General features: G+C 64.4%; 15 protein-coding genes. 10 read left to right on the forward strand and 5 right to left on the reverse strand.

The genetic code is table 11. From position 1 onward, the window contains the following. Positions 1–7: 7 nt before the first annotated feature. From AC50X7_RS08845 to rplI, 6 genes are all read left to right on the forward strand, one after another. Entirely contained in the window at positions 8–1,321 is a 1,314-nt protein-coding gene (locus AC50X7_RS08845; RefSeq protein WP_494978665.1) for a M18 family aminopeptidase, read from the forward strand. Between the two features lie 255 nt (positions 1,322–1,576). Beyond that, positions 1,577–2,992, forward strand: coding sequence for an amino acid permease (locus AC50X7_RS08850; protein WP_494978666.1), 1,416 nt, complete (start codon positions 1,577–1,579; stop codon positions 2,990–2,992). Positions 2,993–3,223: 231 nt separating this feature from the next. Beyond that, complete coding sequence (gene rpsF, locus AC50X7_RS08855; RefSeq protein WP_015939036.1) at positions 3,224–3,529, forward strand: 30S ribosomal protein S6; 306 nt, start codon at positions 3,224–3,226, stop codon at positions 3,527–3,529. Positions 3,530–3,602: 73 nt separating this feature from the next. Then, positions 3,603–4,193 carry a single-stranded DNA-binding protein gene (locus tag AC50X7_RS08860; protein ID WP_494978667.1) on the forward strand — a complete coding sequence of 197 codons (591 nt, stop codon included), beginning with the start codon at positions 3,603–3,605 and terminating at the stop codon, positions 4,191–4,193. Positions 4,194–4,319: 126 nt separating this feature from the next. Next, the gene (gene rpsR / locus AC50X7_RS08865) at positions 4,320–4,559 is read left to right on the forward strand and encodes a 30S ribosomal protein S18 (protein ID WP_003800144.1); all 240 of its coding nucleotides are present in this window, start codon (positions 4,320–4,322) and stop codon (positions 4,557–4,559) included. Positions 4,560–4,576: 17 nt separating this feature from the next. Then, positions 4,577–5,029 carry a 50S ribosomal protein L9 gene (gene rplI / locus AC50X7_RS08870; RefSeq protein WP_050057159.1) on the forward strand — a complete coding sequence of 151 codons (453 nt, stop codon included), beginning with the start codon at positions 4,577–4,579 and terminating at the stop codon, positions 5,027–5,029. Between the two features lie 97 nt (positions 5,030–5,126). On the opposite strand, the gene AC50X7_RS08875 is transcribed toward rplI, so the two are convergent. Further along, positions 5,127–5,549, reverse strand: coding sequence for a DUF1801 domain-containing protein (locus AC50X7_RS08875; RefSeq protein ID WP_494978668.1), 423 nt, complete (start codon positions 5,547–5,549; stop codon positions 5,127–5,129). Between the two features lie 57 nt (positions 5,550–5,606). Between AC50X7_RS08875 and AC50X7_RS08880 the strand changes: the two genes are divergently transcribed. The 3 genes from AC50X7_RS08880 to AC50X7_RS08890 all read left to right on the forward strand — a co-directional run bounded on the left by AC50X7_RS08880 (position 5,607) and on the right by AC50X7_RS08890 (position 7,559). Beyond that, positions 5,607–6,458 carry a PhzF family phenazine biosynthesis protein gene (locus AC50X7_RS08880; protein WP_494978669.1) on the forward strand — a complete coding sequence of 284 codons (852 nt, stop codon included), beginning with the start codon at positions 5,607–5,609 and terminating at the stop codon, positions 6,456–6,458. Positions 6,459–6,551: 93 nt separating this feature from the next. Further along, a complete protein-coding gene (locus AC50X7_RS08885) occupies positions 6,552–7,178 on the forward strand; it encodes an FMN reductase (protein ID WP_494978670.1) in 627 nt (208 codons plus the stop codon). Between the two features lie 57 nt (positions 7,179–7,235). Further along, positions 7,236–7,559 (forward strand): TFIIB-type zinc ribbon-containing protein, encoded by a 324-nt coding sequence (locus AC50X7_RS08890; RefSeq protein ID WP_494978671.1) that lies wholly within the window; start codon positions 7,236–7,238, stop codon positions 7,557–7,559. Between the two features lie 50 nt (positions 7,560–7,609). Here the strand turns inward: AC50X7_RS08890 and AC50X7_RS08895 are convergent, their stop codons facing one another. Both AC50X7_RS08895 and AC50X7_RS08900 read right to left on the reverse strand, forming a co-directional pair. Further along, entirely contained in the window at positions 7,610–8,182 is a 573-nt protein-coding gene (locus tag AC50X7_RS08895) for a hypothetical protein (RefSeq protein ID WP_494978672.1), read from the reverse strand. A gap of 3 nt (positions 8,183–8,185) precedes the next feature. Continuing rightward, positions 8,186–8,464, reverse strand: a complete 279-nt coding sequence (locus AC50X7_RS08900; protein ID WP_494978673.1) for a DUF2514 family protein — start codon at positions 8,462–8,464, stop codon at positions 8,186–8,188. Positions 8,465–9,132: 668 nt separating this feature from the next. Here AC50X7_RS08900 and dnaB point away from each other — a divergent pair. Next, a complete protein-coding gene (gene dnaB, locus AC50X7_RS08905; RefSeq protein WP_461188346.1) occupies positions 9,133–10,515 on the forward strand; it encodes a replicative DNA helicase in 1,383 nt (460 codons plus the stop codon). A 51-nt stretch (positions 10,516–10,566) separates the two neighbouring features. Here the strand turns inward: dnaB and AC50X7_RS08910 are convergent, their stop codons facing one another. Continuing rightward, entirely contained in the window at positions 10,567–11,538 is a 972-nt protein-coding gene (locus tag AC50X7_RS08910) for an acyl-CoA thioesterase (protein WP_494978674.1), read from the reverse strand. A 128-nt stretch (positions 11,539–11,666) separates the two neighbouring features. After that, a complete protein-coding gene (locus AC50X7_RS08915) occupies positions 11,667–16,061 on the reverse strand; it encodes a rhamnogalacturonan lyase family protein (protein ID WP_494978675.1) in 4,395 nt (1,464 codons plus the stop codon). Between the last annotated feature and the right edge of the window lie 268 nt (positions 16,062–16,329).

The raw sequence follows: 16,329 nt of genomic DNA on the forward strand, positions 1-16,329 counted from the left end.
CGGGAGCATGGCTTCTTCCTCCTCCGCAGACCATATCCAGGACCTTGGCGCCTACGTCAGCGCATCGCCGTCGAGCTTTCACGCGGTGCATGAAGCAGGCCGCCGGCTGGTGGAGGCGGGGTTTGTCCGTCTGGATGAGCTGGAGCCCTGGGAGCGCGGCGCCGGCGCGTTTTTTATCATCCGCGACGGCGCCCTGATCGCCTGGGTGGTCCCCGAGGGGGCCGGACCCACTACCGGGTTCAACATCCTGGGGGCGCATACCGATTCGCCGTCCTTCAAACTCAAGCCCAAGCCCACCATCGGCGCGCACGGCTGGCTGCAGGCGGGAGTGGAGGTGTACGGCGCGCCGTTGCTCAACTCCTGGCTGGACCGGGAGCTGCAGCTCGCCGGGCGGCTGGTCATGCTGGACGGCACCGAGCATCTGATGGCCACCGGTCCCATGCTCCGCTTCCCGCAGCTGGCCATCCACCTGGACCGGGCCGTCAATGACGGCCTTACGCTGGACAAGCAGCGCCATATGAACCCGGTGTGGGGACTGGGGAATCCCGGTGATTTTGACCTGCTCGCTGTGCTGGTTTCCCACGTTCCCGGCGCTTCCGTGGATCCTGCCCGGATCGGCGGGTACGACGTCGTCATTGCAGACACGCAGGCCCCTGCCGTTTTCGGAGGGAACGGGGAGTTCTTCGCCTCCGGGCGGTTGGATAACCTTTCCGCCACCCACGCGGGACTGGTGGCGCTGATCGGGCATGCTTCGTCTGCTGTTCCTGGTTCCGACGGCGCCGGCACGCCGATCGCTGTGCTGGCCGCCTTCGATCACGAGGAGATCGGCTCCAACTCGCGTTCGGGGGCCTGCGGACCCATCCTTGAGGATGCACTGGTGCGCATCTCTGACGGCCTTGGAGCTACGGCGAGCCAGCGGCGGCAGGCGCTGTCGGCGTCGTTCTGTGTATCTGCCGACGCCGGCCATGCAGTCCACCCGAACTATGCGGAGCGGCACGACCCCGCCAACCACCCGGTGCTCAACGGCGGCCCGCTGCTGAAAATCAACGCGAATCAGCGGTATGCCACGGACGCGGCGGGTGCGGCTTTGTGGGCGCGGCTCTCTCACGAAGCGGGGGTGCCGTACCAGGAGTTCGTATCCAACAACGCGATTCCCTGCGGCTCCACGATCGGCCCGCTGACTGCCACCCGCCTGGGCATCCGGACGGTGGACGTGGGTGTTCCACTACTTTCCATGCACTCTGCCCGGGAGCTGTGCGGGGTTGAAGATCCGCGGCGTTTGGCTGCAGTGACGGAGCTGTTTTTCCGGACGGCTTTGTAGGGCGCGCTGCTTAAGTTTCCGCGGGATTTCCGCGATGCCTGGCAGGAATCATCTGGTTCGCAGTCTGCCTTTAAAATGGAAACCCGCCCGCTTTGCTGTGTTTGAATTTGTGCTTCTGCACAGTCCCGACGGCTCATGACCGGTTTAGGGTGGGAGAAACCTGTGACCCATCGCACTGGATGCTGCGTCCCGGCGCACGGCCTTGCCCGCGCCATTTGATGCCATCCATACCCAGAGAACTAAGGACGGCGCACCATGCCCGCTGACCAGCAATTAGCCAAGTCGCTCAAACCGCGGCACCTGTCCATGATCGCGATAGCCGGCGTCATCGGCGCCGGGCTGTTCGTTGGTTCCGGCGCGGCCATTCAGCAAGCCGGCCCTGGAATCCTGCTGGCCTACATGGCCGCCGGCGTCGTGGTGATCCTCGTGATGCGCATGCTCGGTGAGATGGCTGCGGCGAACCCCGAGACGGGTTCCTTCTCCACGTACGCCGACAAGGCCCTGGGCCGTTGGGCCGGGTTCAGCATCGGCTGGCTTTACGCCTGGTTTTGGATCATAGTGCTCGGCATCGAAGCAACCGCCGGCGCCGCGATCATGCACCGCTGGGTTCCCGGGATCGACCAATGGGTCTGGGCGCTGATCCTGATGGTCCTGCTCACCCTCACCAACCTGGGCTCCGTCAAGTCCTACGGGGAGTTCGAGTTCTGGTTCGCCTCCATCAAGGTCGCCGCAATCGTGCTGTTCCTGTTGTTCGGCGTGGCCGCCATCCTGGGGCTCGTGCCCGGCGTACCTGCGCCCGGATTGAGCAACCTGGTGGAGAACGGCGGCTTCCTGCCCAACGGGCCGGGGGCAGTGCTGGCGGGCATCCTGGTGGTGGTCTTCTCCTTTTTCGGCGCCGAAATCGCCACCATCGCAGCCGGTGAATCCGAGAACCCGGTGGACGCCGTCAAGAAGGCCGTGAAGTCCACTGTGTGGCGCATCCTGGTGTTCTACATTGGCTCCATCGCCATCGTTGTCACACTCCTGCCGTGGAACGACGCGAACGTCGCCAAAAGCCCTTATGTGGCCGTGATCGAGCTCTTCGGAATCCCCGGAGCGGGCACCATCATGGACATCGTGGTCCTCACCTCCGTGTTGTCCTGCCTGAACTCCGGCCTCTACACCGCCAGCCGCATGCTCTTCTCCCTGTCCCGCCGCGGCGACGCCCCCGCATCCTGGACGAAAATCTCAAAGCGCGGGGTGCCGGCTGCTGCCGTGCTCGCCTCCACCGTGGTGGGGTTCCTCACCGTGGGCCTGAACTACATCGCACCGGACACCGTCTTCCTGTTCCTCGTCAACACCTCCGGGGCCATCGCCCTCTTCGTGTGGCTGGTCATTGCCGCCTCCCAGCTGGTCCTGCGCAAGCGCATGGGCGCTGCCGCCAAGGACCTCGCCCTGAAGATGTGGCTTTTTCCCTACCTGACGTGGGTGGCCATCGCCAGCATCGTGGCCTTGCTGATCGGCATGGTGATCCTGGAGTCCACCCGCGAGTCCCTGTTCCTTTCGCTTGGCCTGGCGGCCCTGGTGGTGGGAATCGGCATATGGCGCTACCGCAGGAGCGGTCCTGGCGCTGCGGCCGAGGGCGACGCTGGACGCGAAGACGTCCCCATGGGTGCCGGCCCGGCGTCGTAGGCCTCTGGAGGCGTTTTCCACATAGCCGCATCCGTGCGGCCGTTCGGGCAACCATGGCCCATAGCCTTGAGTCAAGCGCGAATCGCCATACCGGTCCAAATGCACTAAGATATTGAAGTCTGTGCTGCGTCCTGCCTCCGTTCCGGCGGCGGGGCATTGCACGGCATCGCAAATGAACCTCCTGTTACGGAAATGCCGTAACCGCTTAGCCCAAAGGAGGTGGGTTCACATATGCGTCCTTACGAATTGATGGTAATCATCGACCCCGAGGTCGAAGAGCGTACCGTTGAGCCGTCGCTTCAGAAGTTCCTGAACGTCATCACCAACGATGGTGGAACCATCGAAAAGGTTGACATCTGGGGCCGTCGCCGGCTGGCTTACGACATCAAGAAGAAGTCCGAAGGTATCTACGCCGTGGTGAACTTCACCGCCAAGCCGGAAACCGCCAAGGAACTTGACCGTCAGCTGTCTCTTAACGAGACCATCATGCGCACCAAGATCACCCGCCCCGAAGAGCAGAAGGTTGTTGCTGAGTAATTTCAGCCCAATTTTCATTCTTTACCCCGCAGGAAACGCACTCTTCACCCAGGATCGAACAAGGAGGCAGTAGATGGCAGGCGAGACCACCATTACGGTCATCGGTAATCTCACCAATGACCCGGAATTGCGGTTCACACCGTCCGGTTCGGCAGTAGCGAACTTCACCATCGCTTCCACCCCCCGCACCTTTGATCGCCAGTCCAACGAGTGGAAGGACGGGGAAACCCTGTTCCTCCGCGCCGCTGTGTGGCGTGAAGCGGCCGAGAACGTCGCCGAGTCCCTGACCAAGGGCATGCGCGTGATTGTTACCGGGCGCCTGAAGAGCCGTTCCTACGAAACCAAAGAAGGCGAAAAGCGTACCGTCATCGAGCTTGAGGTCGACGAAATCGGCCCGAGCCTGCGCTACGCCAATGCCAAAGTCAACCGCACCCAGCGCTCCGGCGGTGGGGGTGCCGGAAACGGCAGTCAGGGTGGCTTCGGCGGCGGCAACAGCGGCGGTGGCTTCGGAGGAGGCAACACTGGTGGAAACCAGGGCGGCAACTCCGGTGGCGGTTGGGGCGGCGGCAACCAGCAGGCTGCACAGGACGATCCTTGGGCAACGCCCGGTGTCTCCAGTGCAGGTGGCTGGGGCAACGGCCCCGATTCCGAACCTCCCTTCTAACAACTAATTAAGGCCCGACGCCGGGACCACCGAGCGTGCCGCAAGGCACCCGGGTGACTGCCGCCGCCGGACCACCACCATCCCGTGGATCAATATCCACGGGCTCCCTAGAATAGGAGCTCCACGATGGCTAAGGCTGAACTCCGTAAGCCCAAACCAAAGTCCAACCCCTTGAAGGCCGCTGACATCACTGTCATCGACTACAAGGACGTAGCATTGCTGCGCAAGTTCATCTCCGACCGCGGAAAGATCCGCGCCCGTCGCGTCACAGGCGTTACGGTGCAGGAACAGCGCAAGATCGCACAGGCAATTAAGAACGCCCGCGAAGTTGCCCTGCTGCCTTACTCCGGCGCTGGCCGCGGCTAAGGAAGGGATTAACTAACATGGCAAAGCTCATTCTGACCCACGAAGTAACCGGTCTCGGTGCTGCTGGCGATGTTGTAGAGGTCAAGGACGGTTACGCACGTAACTACCTGCTCCCCCGCAACTTCGCCCTGACCTGGTCGAAGGGTGGCGAGAAGCAGGTTGAGTCCATCAAGGCTGCCCGCGCCGCCCGCGAGCACGCTTCCCTGGAAGACGCTCAGAAGCAGGCTGCTGCACTCTCCGCCAAGCCGGTCAAGCTCGTTGTCAAGGCTGGCGAGACCGGACGCTTGTTCGGCACCGTCAAGCAGGGCGACGTCGCTGACGCTGTTGAGGCCGCTGGCCTTGGCCGCATCGACAAGCGCAAGGTTGAACTGCCGGCACACATCAAGTCGGTTGGTTCCTACCAGGCCAACGTCCGTCTGCACGATGACGTTGCTGCTGTGATCGAACTCGACGTAGTGGCAGGCAAGTAGTCTTTACGGCTACGCATTCCTGAACTGCTCAAAAGACCCCCGTTGCCGGATTCCGACTGCGGGGGTCTTTTGGCTGCACGCCACCCTCGCGGGACGCTCAGGGACGGTGCAGTTCCGCCATGACATGCTCGTAGCCGGTCCGTATCATCTCCGTGAGCACCTTGCGGTCCACGTCCTCAAGCTTGTTGATGTAGAGGCAGGCAGCCCCGGTCTTGTGCTTGCCCAGCTCGGGGAGCAACCTGTCAGCGTCCGGGCCGTACGTCAGGCCGTAGAGTGCCAGATTGGTCTTGCGGGGCGAAAAGCCGACGGCGGCTGCGTCCCCCTCCCGCCCGCTGCCGTACCGGTAGTGGTAGCTGCCGAAACCAATAATCGTCGGTCCCCACATCACCGCCTCCTGCCCCGTGATGCCGCCCATCAGCTCGAGCAGCTCAAAGCTGTCCGCCTGCCGCCCAGGGTGCTCCACCGCCGCCAGGAACTCCGCAACGGGCACACTCGTGGGCTGGGTCTTGTTCTCGGCCATGGACGTAGTGTCGCAGAACTGCCGCTTGCCTGCCAGCACCGGTGATAGCCTGCAGCGGTGAGTTCACCTTCCCCGCGCAGCCGCCCGTTCCATCAGGTTGATGTCTTTTCCCGCGAGGCATACCGCGGCAACCCGCTCGCCGTCGTCGTCGAGGCCGAGGGACTGACCGCGGAGCAGATGCAGCAGTTCGCCAACTGGACCAACTTGTCCGAAACAACATTCCTGCTGCCCCCCACGGACCCGCGCGCGGACTACCGGGTTCGGATTTTCACGGGCAGTGAGGAGTTTGCGTTTGCCGGGCATCCCACACTCGGTTCGGCCCACACCTGGCTGGAGTCCGGGGGCGTGCCCAAAGCCGAGGGCTTCGTAGTGCAGGAATGCGGGGCCGGTTTGGTCCGGGTGAAGCACGATGACGGCCGGCTGGCCTTCGCGGCCCCGGCCCTTATCCGCTTCGGTCCGGCCGTGGGGGAGCTTCGAAGCCAACTGGCCGCCGGCCTCCGCGTTCCCGAATCCGACATCCTTGACGCCTCCTGGCTGGTCAACGGACCGGAGTGGATCGGCGTGCTGCTCGGATCTGCTGACCAGGTGCTGGCAATCGAGCCGGACTTTGCGGCGATGGGCGAACTGAAGGTGGGAGTCGTCGGAGCCCACAGGCCGGGGGCCGAGGCGGACTTTGAAGTGCGCACTTTCCTCCCCGGTGATTCCATCATGGAGGACCCGGTCACCGGCAGTTTCAACGCCGGGGTGGCGCAGTGGCTGATCAACAGCAACAGGGCCCCGGGCCAATATGTCGCTGCCCAGGGAACCGTCCTGGGCCGGGCCGGCCGCGTCCACGTCACGGCGGAAGACGGCGATATCTGGGTAGGCGGACACTCCACCACATGCATTCGGGGAACTGTGCTGCTGTAAACGCAGAAGCGGGAATACCCGGGGAGCCCGCCCGGTTCAGTAGGTAGATGCATATGCATGTATGCTGGAACGAACGAGCAACAGGAGAACGCCATGGAGACCCGCCGCATCACAGTCCTTTCCGCCGGACTCGGCATACCGTCGTCGAGCCGCCTGCTGGCTGACCAGCTGGCCGCATCCGTCGAGCGGGAAATGAACGCCGCAGGCTTCAGCGTGCAGGTGGACGTAGTCGAACTCCGCGATCTGGCAGCGGACATCGCCAACAACTTTGTAACGGGCTATGCGGCCCCCCGCCTGGCTGAGGTCATCGCGGGCGTGGAAGCTTCGGACGGAATCATAGCTGTAACGCCGGTCTTCAGCGCCTCCTACAGCGGCCTCTTCAAGTCGTTTATCGACATCCTCGACCCCAAGTCACTTGACGGCAAAGCGGTGCTGCTCGGCGCCACTGGCGGCACAGACCGCCACCAAATGATCCTGGACTACGCAATGCGGCCGCTGTTCAGCTACCTCCGCACCCGGATGGCCGCTACCGGCGTCTTCGCCGGCCCCCAGGACTGGGGCACCACGGACGACGGCGGCTCCGGCCTGGCCGAGCGCATCAACCGGGCTGCGGGCGAATTTGCGCGCCTGCTCGAAGGGCCGCAGCCGGGGCGGAAGCCCGCCCCGATGGAATCACTGCCCTTCGAACAGCTGCTGGCGGGCATTTCAGGAATGCGTTAGGCCGGCCGCGCCGAACTTTCGGACAGTGCCGGACGTTGTGTGGGCATGAAATGTCCTGTGGATTCCGTGGAACTGATGATGACCGAGCGCAGCGGGGTGGAGATCGACTACTGCCCCCAATGCCGGGGCGTGTGGCTTGACCGCGGGGAGCTGGACAAGATTCTGGACCGTGCGGCAGATATGTCCGGTCCCGCACCGGCGCGTCCCTCAGCCCCGGCTCCCGGGCTGGCGCCCCCGCCGCTGTATCCCGACTTCGAACCGCGCCGCGAGCAGCGCAGCTACGACGACCGCCGCTACGGCAAGCAGGACTATGACCGGGACCATGACCGGCGGCGGTCCAAGAAGAAGGAAGGCTGGCTGGGCGAGATTTTCGACTTCTAGGCCTGGTATCCGGGGCGCCGTGCCCTCCGGAAGGGCCAGCGATTCAGGCGTCAGTCGTCCAGCAGTTCGATGAATTCCCGCGCCTGCTTCAAGGTGATGTCCGAGTGCCGCGTCAGGGCGGTTGCTGCAGCTTCGGTATCCCCGCTCCGGGCCAGCGTGCGGATCCTGCCGTAAATCTCGTCATTGAGCATGTTGCTGCTGACTTCCCGGGTCACGTCGCCCTTGCTGGCGATGGCGCGGTAACGGTAGGGAAAACGCTGGGGCTCTTCGTCCTCGTCGTCCTCAATGGTGGCTGGGGGAGCCTCCGCGCCCCGGTACGGCTGGGGATGGGCTGCCAGTGCCCCGACGGCGTCCCGGGACGCCCGCAGGCCCTCTCCCGTGCTCTCGTAGTACAGCTTGATGGCCGCCATTGCCTGGCCCTGGGCGATCAGGGCATAAAGCCGGCGGTGTTCTTCCTCGGAAAGTTTGGCCGCGGCTGTCCGCGCGAGCTCAGCGGGGGTAACGGCCGGCTCCGCCGGTTCGGCGCTGCGGGCGGCCTTCCGGCTGCTGATGGCGCGGGCAGCCAGCGTTACTCCTGCAATGACTGCCAGGAGGATAAGGACGGGGGCCACAAGCGATTCCATTGTCTAAAGCCGTTCTATGTTCTTCCTGGCAGCAGCCAGATCTGTTTGCTTTGCCTGGGCGGCGTTCTGGCTGGGCTTTATGGTCCGTTCCAGGCGGGCGCGGGCGGCGGTGGCAGCCTGGACCTGGGCCGCGTAGTGCTGCGCCGAACGCTCCGCGAGGTCGCGCTGGTATTTTTCGGCGTCGGACATGCCCGAATCGCGCGGGCTCAGGGCTGTAAAAAGACCCCAGATGAGCGCCACCAAAACGATCGCAGGCAACAGCACCAGCAGTAGTTCGCCCATGCATAGAGCTTATGCCAGATCCCGGTTATCCACAGCAGTATTCGGCATAGTGCATGGAGACGGGCCGGGGGCCGGGACAGATCAGCGCAGTGGAATATGAGGACCGCCACAACGGCGGCCACGCGATCCGCTGACGTCTCCCCGCAGCCGCTTTCCCGCCCAGAGCCGGAACCAAGCTGTGGATGAAATTCCACAAAAGAAATATTTCCTCCACATGCCAGCGGGAACGTTTTCGCAGGTCAGCGCCCATATGGGTGACAAAGTTTTTTTGTTTCCACAGCTTTCTCAACAGGCTGTGCACAAGCTATGCCAGTTACTGCACAGGTTATCCACACCCCTTCCGGCATGCTGGCTTTGAGGCTGAACCCAAGGCGGCTACCGTAGCGGGGTACCTGTTCTTCGGCGCCTCAGACGGCTTTCAAAAGCGGCGCCGCGACTGTACAGGGCGGACCGCAGCAACCTGCAGGGACGGCCCAATGTGGAAAACCTGTGGATAGTGGGGATAACTCCGGCGAAAGCCCGCGCACGCGCGGGCAGCGCAGGATTGTCAGACCCCGCCGGTAACCCTGGACAGGTGGCGGAGCGCGGCTTTTGCGGCGCGACGCCTTTAGCAGGATGGTTAGCCACCGGGCACTTCGGTCCCCGGTACACAGTGGAGGACGGCAGCTTTGTCAGTAGCGCATCTGGACCCGATCGAGGCCACCCGCGGATCGGACGTGAGCCGGAAGCCTCCCCAGGACATTCCCGCCGAACAATCCGTCCTGGGCGGCATGATGTTGTCCAAGGACGCCATTGCCGACGTCGTGGAGATCCTCCGCGGCCAGGACTTCTACCGGCCGGCGCACGAAACCATCTATGAAGCGATCATCGACCTCTACGGCCGCGGCGAACCGGCTGACGCTGTCACGGTCTCCGACGAGCTCACCAAGCGCGCCGAGATCAACCGGATCGGCGGCCCTGCGTACCTGCATGAGCTGATCCAAACCGTCCCCACCGCAGCCAATGCCGGGTATTACGCCGAGATCGTTGCTGAACGCGCGGTCCTTCGGCGCCTGGTGAATGCCGGCACCAAGATTGTGCAGCTGGGCTACGGCTCGGATGGCGAGGTGGAGGACCTGGTCAACCAGGCCCAGGCCGAGGTTTATGCCGTGGCTGAGCGGCGCACTGCCGAGGATTACGTGGTGCTCAAGGACGTCATGGAGTCCACGGTGGACGAAATTGAGGCGTCCGGCCACCGCGGCGAGGGCATGACCGGTGTGCCCACCGGTTTCTACGAGCTGGACGAGCTCACGCACGGGCTCCACCCCGGCCAGATGATTGTCATCGCAGCCCGGCCCGCAGTGGGCAAGTCCACGTTCGCCTTGGACTTCGCCCGCTCCGCCGCCATCAAGAACAACCTGGCCACCGTGATGTTCTCGCTCGAAATGGGCCGGAACGAGATTGCCATGCGCCTGCTCTCGGCGGAGGCAACCATCGGCCTGCAGGACCTCCGCAAGGGAACCATCAAGGACGAGCAGTGGTCCAAGATCGCCACCACCATGGGCCGGATGAATGACGCCCCTCTGTTTATCGATGACAGCCCCAACATGTCCCTAATGGAAATCCGGGCCAAGTGCCGGCGGCTGAAGCAGCAGCACGATCTGAAACTCGTTATCCTCGACTACCTGCAGCTGATGAGCTCCGGCAAAAAGGTGGAGTCCCGCCAGCAGGAGGTTTCGGAGTTCTCCCGTGCCCTGAAGCTGCTGGCCAAGGAACTCCAGGTTCCGGTCATTGCGCTGTCCCAGCTGAACCGTGGTTCCGAGCAGCGCTCGGATAAGCGGCCCATGGTTTCTGACCTTCGCGAGTCCGGCTCAATCGAGCAGGACGCCGACATGGTGATCCTGCTACACCGCGAGGATGTCTATGACAAGGAATCTCCGCGCGCCGGAGAGGCGGACATCCTCATCGCCAAGCACCGTAACGGCCCCACTAAGGACATCGTGGTGGCCTTCCAGGGCCATTACTCCCGCTTTGCCAACATGGCAGCCGACGCCGGCGGCGGAGGCTTCTAAGGCAATGCCCCCCCTGGTGGCGGCGGGTCAGCCGTGGGGACCTATGGCCTTTTAGGCCTGCGTGAGCAGGTGGTTCGGAAGCCGGTTCCCTGGCGCCGTTCCCCTGATTTCCAGCAGCTCGCGGGCATGGGCGTGGAGCCTCCTGTCCTCTTCGCTGACCGGCACCCAGGCGGGGACAGGCACGGAGTTGCCTTCGCCGTCGCGCGCCACCATGACGGTGAGGCAGTAGGTGGTGAGGTTCAGCTCGCCGCTCTTGGGGTCGCCGGACCTGACGTGTACGGCGATGTGCATGCCCTTCGTCCCCGTGTACACGAGGCGGGCCTCCACCTCCACAACGTGGCCGATCAGCAGCGGGCGGTAGAACCGGACGCCGCCCGAGAACACGGCCACGGTGTCCATCCCGCAGTAGCGGGACGCGCAGACGTAGGCGGCTTCGTCAATCCACTTCATCACAATGCCGCCGTGGACTTTGCCGCCCCAGTTCACATCTGTGGGAGCGGCCATAAACCGCAAGGTAACGCGCTCGGCTGTACCGGCATCGGTATATTCCTGCCGGTTCATAGCTTCCACGATCTGCTCGCGGATTTTGACGCGCGCCAGGGCATGGTCCCGCTGCTCGATCTCCCCAGCAGTGACAGGTTGGAACTGCTGCACCGGGATGGGTTTGCCGTCCTCGCCGACGGCCACGAAGATCACCATGCACTGGGTACGCATGGTGGCAGGGCCGCCCTTGGGATCCCCTGAGGAGACGACGGTCCGGATGTGCATCGACGACCGGCCGGTGTAGACGATGGTTGCTTCAACCTCCACCATGTCGCCGCTGTTGACGGGGTCGGCGAAGTGGATGTTTCCTACGTAGGCGGTGACGCAGTAGGACTTTGCCCAGCCCACGGCCGCAGCGTAGGCGGCCTTGTCCACCCACTCCAGAACGGTTCCCGCGTCCACCGAGCCGCTGTGGCCTACGTCCGTTGGGGCGGCCAGGAAGCGGAGGGTCACGGAGTTGGAGGTGCCGGTCTCAGTCATGGTGCGATCTTACTGACGCCACCGGTTACCCATGAGTTGGGCCTGCAACATTGGAGCCAACAGCAATGCCCCGCCCGCCGAAGGGCGGACGGGGCAGAGCTTGGTCACCTTAGTGCGGCCGCGGCAGCCTAGCCGGCGCGGGTGTACACGATGTCCGGCTGGGCCGGAAGCTCCATCCCCTCGCCTATGAAGAAGCCGGGGTGCGGCGGCTGGTTGTAGGCGATGTTCTCGCGCGCCACCGAAAGGCGGTACACCGGATCATGCATCAGGGTACGGAGCCGGACGTCCGTGGACGCGGAGGTGGTGTAGATCCGCAGTTCCGTGCTGTCAGCCGAAGGCCACGCCAGTTCCTCCCGCCAGTCACCCAGGAGGTCGGCCTGGAGGGCCGGGTTCCCCTTGGTGCTGTTGTTGGTCTTGGCGCCGGTGGCTGTCAGCAGCCGGTCGCTGGACTCCGTCTCCCAGTTCCATTTGGCGATGCTGGGCGTGCCGGTGTTGGTTGCGGCGTTCCAGTCGTGGTCCACGATTTCGCGGAGCAGGTCGCCGTCCCACCAGGCCAGGAAGTTGGCCGCCGGGATGTTGTTGGCGATTAACTGGCCCTTGGCCGACCGGAGCTCGCCGACAGGGGAGTTCCAGGCGGCGTCGCCGCCGATGGCCCAGCCTTCGGCACCTGCGTGGCGGGGGTCTATATCTCCGGCCGCAGCGCGTCCGGTGTCCTTGGTGGCCGGGATGCTCCAAAGCAGCTGACCAGTCCGTGAATCCCGGAATGTCGCACCCTTGTTGCCGCTTGAGCCCATGTCCTCGTGGGCGGCAAAGGTCTCCAGTCCCGGGCGGGACGGATCGAGGTCGCTGGTGTGGATGGCGTCGCCGTGGCCGAGGCCGGTGTTGTAGAGCGGCTTGCCGTTGTCATCGATGGTCATGGAGCCGAAAACGAACTCGTCCTTGCCGTCGGCGTCAACGTCCGCGACGGAGAGGTTGTGGTTGCCCTGGCCCCGGTACTGGGCGCCGGCAGCATCCGAATCGAAGACCCAGCGCTTGACGATCTTGCCGGCCACCAGGTCGTAGGTGGCCAGTGCGGCACGGGTGTAGTAGCCGCGGCTGAACATCATGGAGGGGTGCTCGCCGTCCAGGTAGGCCACGCCTGCAAGGAAGCGGTCCACGCGGTTGCCGTACGTGTCTCCCCAGGCCCCCACGTCGCCGCGCGGCGGATCGTACTTCACGGTATCCATCACAGTGCCCGTGGCGCCGTGGAACACGGTCAGGAATTCATCGCCGGTGAGCACGTAGCCGGTGCTGTTGCGGTGGTCGGCGCTTGGGTTGCCCACCGCTGTGCCGGCCGCGTCCCGGGTTCCGTCCGCCGTCTTCATGGCGATCTCCGCCTTGCCGTCGCCGTCGAAGTCGTACGCGAGCAGCTGGGTGTAGTGGGCGCCGGCCCGGATGTTCGGGCCCATGTTGATGCGCCAGAGCCTGGTGCCGTCCATCCTGTAGGCGTCCACGTAGACAGTACCGGTGTAGCCTGCCTGCGAGTTGTCCTTGGAGTTGGACGGTGACCACATCTGGATGACCTCGTAGGTGCCATCGCCGTCCAGGTCCGCCACGCTGGAGTCACCTGCGGAGTAGCTGTAGGGCTGGCCGTCCTTGGTGTAGTCGTCCGCCGGCTTGTCCAGCTTGATGGCCAGGTAGTCCTGCGCCAGCGGCGCAAACTCGGCGGTGAGCTGGTCCCCGCCGTTGCCCACTGTCTTGATGACGTACCTGGAGGCCGCGGTTCCTGTGGCATCCAGGTAGGTGGTGCTGTTGCGGATCGGCTCGTCGGTGAGCTGGACGCCGTCGCGGATTACATGGAAGCCAACCTGCTCAGGGTCCAGGCCAAGCATCCGCCAGCCGACGCGTACACCGTCACCGGTCAGCAGGGCCACGGGGGCGCGGTCCAGCTTCTCCATCTGGCGGTTGATTACGGTGACCTTCCCGGTTCCCACCGCAGGGGAGGGCACGGATTCGCCGCCCTTGTTGACGGTGGTCACGCGGTAGTAGTACTTGATGGTGGTCAGCACGCTGTAGTCGGTGTAGTTCACCTCGGTTGCGCGGCCGACGTAGTCGAAGGGGCCATCGGGGGACGTGGACCGGTAGACCTGGTACGCGGCAGCGCCGGAGACCTTCTGCCACTTGAGCGTGACGCTGGTCTTCTCCACCGCCTTTACGTCCACTTTGCCGGTGGCTGCAGGGACAGGGGTGCTGGGATCCACCAGGGCGGTCTGCACCGTGTTGGAAGGGACGGATTCCAGTCCTGTGCTGTCCAGCGCCGTGACGAAGTACTTGTACTTCAGTCCGGCGAAGGCAGTGGTGTCCTGGAAGGACGGTGCCGTGACGTTTTCGGCGATCACCTGCGGTTCAGCTTCGAAGGAGGCCTGCCGGAACACCTTGTAGCCGGCGGCGTCTGCCACGGCGTCCCAGGCGAGGTCCACGGTGGGCGGTTCGGCAGCGGCGTCAACCGCAGCGGTGCGCAGGTTGGTGGGGCCCACCAGGAGCGGGGTAACCTCCAGCCCGTTGAGCCGCTGGCCGGAGCCGCTGATAGCCAGGTTCAGCTGGCCGTCGGAAACCAGGACCTGGTTGATGATCTTGGTGGCCGAGGATGCCCTGCTGGAGGACACCTGGCCGAAGGGAGTGCCCTCGGCGGCCACGTCCGTCCGGGTGGAGCCGATCCAGTCGCTGTGGTAGGTCTTCAGGGCGTACGTGCCGTTGGGGACGTCGAGCTGGAACTCGAAGCTGGAGCCGCTGAGGACGAAGTCGCGCAGCAGGTTGCTGGTCACCGCTCCCCGGTCCCGGTCGCTGAGCACAGCGATGTCCTTGAAGCCGAAGCCCCGCTCCGGGGTGTAGGCCATAGTCCGGTTGACCTCGGTGTAGCCGGCCTCAAGCGGTGCTCCCACCGGCCCGAAATCGAACTTGTACTTCGCCTGTTTGGTGGTCACGGTGAGGGTGTCGCTGGGCTCGGAGAGGCCCTTGCCGTTCATGGCTGCAACGCGGACGCTGTAGGCCGTGCCTTCAGCCAGTCCGGCCAGGTTGGCGGTGGGGACAGTGGCGGTGGTGGTGAGCTTGTAGGCGCTGTCCGGCTCGGATGCCAGTTTGCGGTACACCTTGTAGATGTCCGCGCCTTCGACCGGCTGCCACTTTAAGAGCGCTCCTGCGTTGGACACGCTCCCGGCCACCAGTCCCTGGGGCTTTGCAGGAACGGACGACGGCGGCGCGACTTCCTTCACGCGTGCCGCCAGCGGAACGCTGAGCTGCTTTACTCCGCCGGCCACCAGGCGTGCGATCTGGATGGCGCCGTACTCCTGGAAGTGGGTGTTGTCCACCGTGCCGGTGGGGCGGCCGGGGTAGACGCCGGCATCGACGTGGAGGAACACGGACTTGGTGTCCTCCGGGCCGATGGCGTCATAGTAGGCGCGGCTCGAGGCGGAGAGGTCCACCAATGCCACGTTTTCCTCGGCGGCCAGTTCCTGCATCTTGGCCACGTACTCGGGGAAGCTGACCCGGAACTTGCCGGTGGCTTCGTCAAAGTCCCGGCGGCCCACGGGGGTCACCAGCACAGGGGTGGCCCCTCGCTGGCGGGCGCCGTTTACGTACGTCCGGAGGTATTCCTTGTAGTCGGCGGGGGAGGCGTAGCGGTCATCGACGCCGATGGTGGCATCGTTGTGGCCAAACTGGACCAGCAGGTAGTCGCCGGGGTTGATAACGCGCAGGATCTCGTCCAGCCGGCCCTGGCTGATGAAGTTCTTGGAACTGCGGCCGCCGATGGCGTGGTTCTTGAAAGAGACGCTGTCATCAAAGTACCGGTCGATCATTTGGCCCCACCCTGCCTGGGGCGCAAAACCGGGATCGTAGGTCTGCACGGTGGAGTCGCCGGCGAGATAGACGCCGGGATCTGTCGTAGCGGTGCGGGGAGCGCGGGCCGTGACCACCAGGGAGTTGATCTTCGCGGCCGTTCCCGTGAAATCGAGGTTGAGTTGGCCGTCCACCAGGGAGATGGGGAATTCCATCTCCAGGTACTGGCCGGCCGGCTTGTCGGTTGCCTGGACCTTGGCCATCTTCTCCGCCGTGATGGCGATGTTCGTGGCTTCGGCTGCGTCACCGGCGATGAGCTTGACGGTGTAGTCACCGTTGGGCAGGTCCACCAGGAAGGAGCTGCCCTCGGCCTGGACAAAGTCGGACCGCAGCGGGTCCCCCGTGCCGCGGTCCACGCCGGAGGTGACCGCCGTATCTGTGAAGCCGAACTTGGTGCCGGAAGAATACTGCGTGCCGGCGCCTACAGCTGTGTAACCGTCTGCCAGGGCTCCCGGGCCGAAATCGAATTTGAAGCCGCTTCCCACCGGCGGCAGGGCGGTATCGGCCTGGACTGCCGGGAGTCCGGTGAAGGCGATGGCAGCGGAAGCCACGGCGGCTGTGACTGCTTTCGCTCCGGCGGGGAGCCTGCGCTGGCGGGGTGGTGGTGCTTCCTGGGGCAGCGGTGTCACTTGCGGGGGTGTAATCACGGACATCTCCTTCGATGAGCGGTGGCAAAGCGGTACCCAGGAGGATTGGAACGATTCAAGAACGAGGGCGCACAAACTGCGGCGAAGTTACGCGCTTGAGGCTTCCGAGTGAAGCGGTAATGGCTGAGACCTGGGAGGGGTGATGCAGCTCTCACTGCAGCACTCAATGGTTTATCAGCTCGGGAAGCCGGATGGCAAGCGTTTTCCCAACTTTCCCGTGAGTTTCTGGTGCCGTATGTTCCAGTTTGTTTCCCTGCCCCTGAAGACC

The organism is Pseudarthrobacter sp. Hb11, assembly GCF_059383655.1.

Bases quoted from the DNA above. Each gene is read 5' to 3' on its own strand.
- AC50X7_RS08875 (WP_494978668.1), bottom strand. From the start codon at position 5,549: ATGGCCGAGAACAAGACCCAGCCCACGAGTGTGCCCGTTGCGGAGTTC.
- AC50X7_RS08895 (WP_494978672.1), bottom strand. From the start codon at position 8,182: ATGGAATCGCTTGTGGCCCCCGTCCTTATCCTCCTGGCAGTCATTGCA.
- AC50X7_RS08900 (WP_494978673.1), bottom strand. From the start codon at position 8,464: ATGGGCGAACTACTGCTGGTGCTGTTGCCTGCGATCGTTTTGGTGGCG.
- AC50X7_RS08860 (WP_494978667.1), top strand. From the start codon at position 3,603: ATGGCAGGCGAGACCACCATTACGGTCATCGGTAATCTCACCAATGAC.
- rpsF (WP_015939036.1), top strand. From the start codon at position 3,224: ATGCGTCCTTACGAATTGATGGTAATCATCGACCCCGAGGTCGAAGAG.
- AC50X7_RS08910 (WP_494978674.1), bottom strand. From the start codon at position 11,538: ATGACTGAGACCGGCACCTCCAACTCCGTGACCCTCCGCTTCCTGGCC.
- AC50X7_RS08845 (WP_494978665.1), top strand. From the start codon at position 8: ATGGCTTCTTCCTCCTCCGCAGACCATATCCAGGACCTTGGCGCCTAC.
- rplI (WP_050057159.1), top strand. From the start codon at position 4,577: ATGGCAAAGCTCATTCTGACCCACGAAGTAACCGGTCTCGGTGCTGCT.
- AC50X7_RS08850 (WP_494978666.1), top strand. From the start codon at position 1,577: ATGCCCGCTGACCAGCAATTAGCCAAGTCGCTCAAACCGCGGCACCTG.
- rpsR (WP_003800144.1), top strand. From the start codon at position 4,320: ATGGCTAAGGCTGAACTCCGTAAGCCCAAACCAAAGTCCAACCCCTTG.
- AC50X7_RS08885 (WP_494978670.1), top strand. From the start codon at position 6,552: ATGGAGACCCGCCGCATCACAGTCCTTTCCGCCGGACTCGGCATACCG.